Origin of the sequence: Streptomyces sp. Ru72, assembly GCF_002920635.1 — a bacterium.
Classification (GTDB): domain Bacteria; phylum Actinomycetota; class Actinomycetes; order Streptomycetales; family Streptomycetaceae; genus Streptomyces.
Genome location: NZ_PQSR01000191.1, coordinates 1 through 6171, shown reverse-complemented (window position 1 = coordinate 6171; position 6171 = coordinate 1). Strand labels below are relative to the sequence as shown.

Annotated in this window: 5 protein-coding genes; 1 reads left to right on the top strand and 4 read right to left on the bottom strand. The window is 73.9% G+C overall.

Annotated features, from left to right (window positions below; translation table 11 throughout):
* Both C3488_RS38870 and C3488_RS38865 read right to left on the bottom strand, forming a co-directional pair.
* Nucleotides 1–1224: carbamoyltransferase N-terminal domain-containing protein (locus C3488_RS38870; protein WP_103845534.1), on the bottom strand; the 1224-nt coding region annotated here is incomplete at its 3' end.
* 138 nt (nucleotides 1225–1362) lie between these two features.
* Nucleotides 1363–2325: a UDP-glucuronic acid decarboxylase family protein gene (locus C3488_RS38865; RefSeq protein WP_103845533.1), complete on the bottom strand. Its 963-nt coding sequence runs from the start codon at nucleotides 2323–2325 to the stop codon at nucleotides 1363–1365.
* A gap of 463 nt (nucleotides 2326–2788) precedes the next feature.
* On the opposite strand from C3488_RS38865, the gene C3488_RS38860 reads away from it, so the two are divergent.
* Nucleotides 2789–4540, top strand: a complete 1752-nt coding sequence (locus C3488_RS38860; RefSeq protein WP_103845532.1) for a glycoside hydrolase family 15 protein — start codon at nucleotides 2789–2791, stop codon at nucleotides 4538–4540.
* Nucleotides 4541–4561: 21 nt separating this feature from the next.
* Here C3488_RS38860 and C3488_RS38855 read toward each other — a convergent pair whose 3' ends face one another.
* On the bottom strand, nucleotides 4562–5053 hold the full coding sequence (locus tag C3488_RS38855) for a DUF1360 domain-containing protein (protein WP_103845531.1): 492 nt from the start codon (nucleotides 5051–5053) through the stop codon (nucleotides 4562–4564).
* 30 nt (nucleotides 5054–5083) lie between these two features.
* On the bottom strand, nucleotides 5084–6073 hold the full coding sequence (locus tag C3488_RS38850) for a DMT family transporter (RefSeq protein ID WP_181139374.1): 990 nt from the start codon (nucleotides 6071–6073) through the stop codon (nucleotides 5084–5086).
* Nucleotides 6074–6171 lie beyond the last annotated feature (98 nt).

Sequence of the window (6171 nt, the reverse complement as noted above, 5' to 3'; positions counted from 1 at the left end):
CGCGTGCCCGGGGTGGGCCAGCAGCGAGCGGTGCCCGAGCGCCCGGGGGCCGTACTCGGAACGGCCCTGGAACCAGGCCACGATCCCGTTGTCCGCGAGAGTCTCGGCGACGGTCCGGGCGATGTCCGCGGGCCGCTCGAAGGGCACCGCCGCCGTCTTCAGCCATGCCCCGAGCTCGGCGTCCGACCAGTCCCGGCCCAGATCGGCGCCCGGCATGGGCTCCGGCTCGTCCCCCTGCCCGGCGGCCAGCAGCAGCGCTCCGCCCAGCGCCGTGCCCGCGTCACCGGCCGCGGGCTGCACCCACACCCGGGAGAAGGGCCCCTCGCGGGCGATGCGCGAGTTCGCCACGCAGTTCAGCGCGACGCCCCCGGCGAGCGTGAGCACGCTGTGGTGCGTCCTGCCGTGCAGCCAGCGCACCAGGTCGAGCAGTGTCTCCTCCAGCACGGCCTGGGCGCTCGCGGCCACGTCCGCGTGCTCCTGCGTCCACGGCTCGTCCGGGCCGCGCGGCGCACACAGCTCGTGCCAGGGCACGCCGGTGGCGCGGAAGCCGCCGTCGCCCGTGGGGTGCACATGGCGGCGCAGCTCGGCGAGCATGCGCGGGCGGCCGTGCGAGGCGAGCGCCATCACCTTGAACTCGTCGGACGACCTGAGGAACCCGAGGTGTTCGGTGAGGTCCTCGTAGACCAGCCCCAGGGAATGGGGCAGTTCCTGCGCGTACAGAGGCTCAAGACGGTCCCCGACCCGACGCGCGGCCAGGTGTGAGGCGCGCTCCCCGCGGCCGTCCAGGACCAGCACGGAGGAGTCCCCGGCGTCGGGCGCGGCGAAGGCCCCGGACGCGGCGTGCGCCATGTGGTGCGGCACGAAACGGACGATGCCGGGGTCGAGGCCCGGCAGCGCCGTCTTCAGGAAGCCGGGAACCTCACGGGCGTACGTCTGCCGCAGGTGGTCCCAGGGGTCGTCCAGACCCATGGCCTCGGCCGGACGGGCGAGGCCGGGATCGTAGGAGTAGACGACGGCGTCGAGGTCCTGGGGGCGCAGTCCGGCGCGCCCGAGGCACCACGCGGCGGCCTTCTCCGGCAGTTCCCAGGCCGAGAACGGCACCGGCCGCTTGCCGTGCTTGCGCCGGGAGAACCGCTCCTCCTCGGCGGCGGCGACGATCCGGCCGTCGATCACCAGGGCGGCGGCGGGGTCGTGGAACAGAGCGTTGATTCCGAGGATGCGCATGGGAGTTCCGAGGCCTTTCGGCGGTAGAGCCGGACGGAGGCGGGTGGTGGAGGGCGGGAGCGGGGCGGCGTGTCCGTACGGGGCCCGAAGGACAGGGCGGGTTCGCTGCCCTGGGGCGCGGCCGGGATGCGGCGCGGATCAGCTGCCGGCGGTGGCCCGGAACCAGTCGATGGTGCGGCGCAGGCCTTCCTCGGCGTCCACCTGCGGCTCCCAGCCGAGCTTGTCGCGGGCCAGCGTGATGTCGGGACAGCGCACGGCCGGGTCGTCCGTCGGCCGCTCGATGAACCGGATCTCCGACGACGACCCGGCGAGCCGGATGACCAGGCGGGCGAGGTCGAGCATGGTGATCTCGGAGGGGTTGCCGATGTTCACCGGGCCGCGCATACCGTGCGCCGCCGCCGCGAGAATGCCGCGGACGGTGTCGTCGACGTAGCACAGTGACCGCGTCTGGCGTCCGTCACCGGTGACCGTCAGCGGCTCACCGGCGAGCGCCTGCCGCACGAATGTCGGAACCGCGCGGCCGTCGTGCCCGCGCATCCGCGGACCGTAGGTGTTGAACAGCCGCACGATGCCGGTGTCGGTGCCCTTCGCCTCGGCGTGTGCGGTGGTCAGGGCCTCACCGAACCGCTTGGCCTCGTCGTACACGCTGCGCGGACCGACCGGGTTCACATGCCCCCAGTACCGCTCGTCCTGCGGGTTCTGCTGCGGGTCCCCGTACACCTCGGAGGTCGAGGCGAGCAGGAAGCGCGCGCCCGAGCGGTGCGCGAGGTCGAGGGCGTTGCGCGTGCCCAGGCTGCCGGTGTCCATCGTGTGCAGGGGCAGGCGCAGATAGTCGGCGGGCGACGCGGGGGAGGCGAAATGGAGTATGAGGTCCGGCTTCCGGTCGACGGCCAGCCCCTCCGCCACATTGCCGCGCACCAGCGTGAACCCGGGCCGGTCGAGCAAGGGCGCCACGTTCTCCGGCCGGCCGGTGCTGAAGTCGTCCACGCAGGTGACCGAGGCGCCCACGTCCAGCAGGGCGGCACACAGGTGGGAACCGACGAACCCCGCGCCGCCGGTGACGACGGCGTGGTCCCAGTTCCGTGACAAAGGGCTGGCCATTGAAGAACTCCTCCCTACGCGGCGACGGCTTGTCGGGCACCAGTTCCGGGGCGCCGGGCCGCTGACGTCGCGGAAGACCGTCGAGTACCCCGATCAGCGTCCGTCGCCGCGGCGCCGGTGGCTCGGTGGTGTACGTCATCCGAGTGAGTGACGCAGCGTGAGGACCGGCGGTGCGCACGCGACCTGGCGGGCACGGTGGTAGCGCCCACGGGCGCCCGTGGCGGTGCGGCGGGGCGCGGTGGCGGCGCCGGACGGGACGGCGGACGTCGCCGGGTCGTTGACATGCGGCACCGGTTTCCCCACTGGTCCCAGCCCAATCACAGGATTTCTCCAGCCGCCCCGGAACGCTTCTCACACGCTCGGCGCCAATGCCGCAGCTCAAACGGGGTAGCCGTACGCCTTGAGGCCCCTGCGAACCCGCAGGCCGCGCGCCCCCAGTCGGCCGAACCAGGAGGCAGCACCCATGAGCCCATCGTTCCCGCCGCACGCGCTGCACGACTACGCGCTGCTGGCCGACGGGGAACGCGGCGCGCTGATCGGTCCCCGCGGCGACATCGGCTGGCTGTGCTCACCCGGCTGGCACAACGACGCCGTCTTCGCCTCGCTCATCGGCGGCGGCGGTGTCTACGCCATCACGCCCAGGGCCCGCCATGTCTTCGGCGGCTACTACGAGGAGGGCACTCTCATCTGGCGCAGCCGCTGGGTCACCACCGACGGAGTCATCGAGTGCCGGGAGGCCCTCGCCTTCCCAGGCGAGGCCGGCCGCCTGGTGCTGCTGCGGCAACTGCACGCAGTCGACACGGTGGCCCACGTACAGGTCCTGCTCGAGCCGCACGGCGACTACGGCCGCTCCCCGCTGGCCTCCGCCCACCGCACCGACGACGGCGTGTGGCACCTCACCTCGGGCCCCCACCGTCTGCGCTGGCAGGGCGCCCCGTTCGCCGTCGCCCGCGGCCGGGGCCTGACGGCCGAGATGCTGCTGGAGCCCGGCGAGCGCCACGACCTGGTCCTCGAGTGCTCCGCCTCACCCCTGCCCCGCATCGCGCCGCGGGCCGCCGAGGCCTGGGCCGCGACGGAACACGCCTGGCGGGAGGCCGTACCCGGGCTCGACCACACGATCGCCCCGCGCGACGCCCGCCGTGCCTACGCCGTCCTGCGCGGCCTGACCACCCACGGCGGGGGCATGGTCGCGGCCGCCACCACCAGCCTGCCGGAACGCGCCGAGGCTGGGCGCAACTACGACTACCGCTACGTCTGGATCCGCGACCAGAGCTACGCCGGGCAGGCCGCGGCCACGACCGGCGCACCCGAGCTCCTCGACGGGGCCGTCAGCTTCGTCGGCGAGCGGCTGCGGGAGGACGGCCCGCGCCTGGCCCCCGCCTACACGGTGCACGGCACCCCCGTCCCCGGCCAGCGGGAACTGGACCTGCCCGGCTACCCCGGCGGCTTCAGCCGTGTCGGCAACCGGGTCAGGGAGCAGTTCCAGCTGGACTGCTTCGGCGAGGCGCTGTTGCTGTTCGCGGCGGCCGAACGCGGGCAGCGGCTGGACTCCGACGGGTGGAAGGCCGCCGAGATCGCGGTGCGCGCCATCACCGAGCGCTGGCGGGAGCCGGACGCCGGGATCTGGGAACTGGACTCCCAGTGGTGGACCCACAGCCGGCTGACCTGCGTCGCCGGGTTGCGCGCCCTGGCCGCCGCGGCGCCCCGCCATCCGCTCTCCGAGCACTGCGCCGCTCTCGCCGGCACCCTCCTCGACACCACCGCGCAGCGCTGCCTGCACCCCGACGGCCACTGGAAACGCACCCCCGACGACCCCAAGGCCGACGCCGCCCTGCTGCTGCCGGCCGTACGCGGCGCCCTGCCCCCCGACGACGACCGCACCCGCGCGACCTTGGCCGACTGCCGTCGCCGCCTGGCCCAGGACCACTACATCTACCGTTTCCGGCACGACGAACGCCCCCTCGGGGAGGCAGAGGGGGCGTTCCTGCTGTGCGGGTTCGTGATGGCGCTCGCCGAACACCAGCAGGGCCGGCTGATCGACGCCCACCGCTGGTTCGAGCGCAACCGTGCCGCCTGCGGGGCGTCCGGCCTGTACGCGGAGGAGTTCGACGTCGCCCAGCGGCAGCTGCGCGGCAACCTCCCGCAGGCATTCGTCCACGCGCTGGTGCTGGAGACCGCCGCACGGCTGGCCGAGGATCCCGAGGGGCACGCCTGACGCCCGGACAGGCGCCCGGCGTCAGCCCTCGGCCGCCTCGGCCGTCGCGCTCCACCCGTACTGCAGCAGGTCCGACACCGTGACGGCCGTGAGGCCCGCGCACACCAGCCGGGTGGCCCTCGGTGCGGCGGTGTAGGAGCACACCAGCGCCGCGGCCACCCACGCGGACGTGCAGAACGGGCAGGACAGCAGATCGCCCACGGCGCGCCGCACACCGCTGCCGCGCGGCTGGTCCATCACCTCGTTGGCCGTGCTCTCGGACTCCCGCCGGGTGAACGGCGCGCGCAGAAAGCTGGTCACCTTGTCCTTGGTCAGCAGCCGGGACGCCTTGAACGTCGCCGTCCCCAGCAGGGCGACGTCCCACGGCGGCACCTGTTGCGGCAGCCGCAGCCCCCGGCGGCGTGCCACCGCGGCGAACAGCCCGGCACCCGCCGTGAACGTCGTCGCGAGGAGCGCGTAGCCCGCCAGCGGCGTGTCGCCGTCCTGGTCGTACCGCGTGTCTTCCACCGTCATACGAATGCCTCCCTCGGGCCGGCCACCGGGTCAGCCTTCGCCTTCGGGCCGTTCTCCCGTGGGGCCCCGTCCCTGTCGGGTGCGCGGACCTCTGCCGTCCGAGCCCTCGCTCTCCTGCGGCCCCGAGTCCCCGTGCCCCCGGGCCGCAAACGCCTGCCGGGGGCCGGCCTCCGCCGTCTGGACCCTCGAGACCACATGGCTCAGTCTCACCACCCCCCACACGATCAGGGCGACGCCGATAGCCTCGGGCAGCAGCCACCAGCCGGTCCGGATGCGCTCGTCGAACAGGGTGATGCCGAGCAACAGGCTCACCGTGGCATCCCCGATGGTGAGCGCCGGCTGGGACGCGGTCAGCCAGCCCGCCTGGAGCGCGTTCTCCAGCAACAGGATGGCGCTGACACCGGTGAGTGCGAAGCCGTACGTCTGCCAGGACTGCAGGAAGACGACGATGCCGCCGTCCGCGAACCTGCCCGTGGCGGACTTCAGCAGCGCGGCGGTCAGGGCGTTGCCGACAGCGGAGGCCGTGGCCAGCACGGCGGCCCGGAACAGCGGCGGGTGCCCCGGGCGGGCGATGACGACCGCGGTGGCCATGGCACCCAGGCAGGCCGCGAGGACCGGGATCCAGCGCACCATGGACGCCTGGTCCACCACCCCGGACGGAGCGGCGGAGCCGAGGACCAGGGCAAGCCCCGTGACGACTCCGGTGATCGCCCACCAGGCCGCCGCCGGCAGCCGCCGCTGCATCAGGGGAGCGGCGATCATCAGTGCGAACGGCAGCTCCAGCACGAACAGCGGCTGCACCAGTGCCATCGGCCCGTTGACCAGGGCGAGCGCCTGGAACAACGCGGCGCCGACCACTCCGCCGATGCCGATCACCCAGGCCGGCCGGTGGGCCAGCTCGATCAGCAGCCGCAGGCCGCCGCCGCGCGCGACCGTGGACGCCGCCTTGCGCTGGAACGCGGTCCCGACCGCATTGCTGGCGGCACCCATGACGGCGAACAGCGCGGCGAGAAGGATCACTCCTCCAGCATGCCCCGGACGCCCGGAGCAGGCGGCCTCAGAACGCGGCGGCCGCGGGCGACCGGAGAGCCGATCGTCCGCGGCCGCCTGAGCTGGGC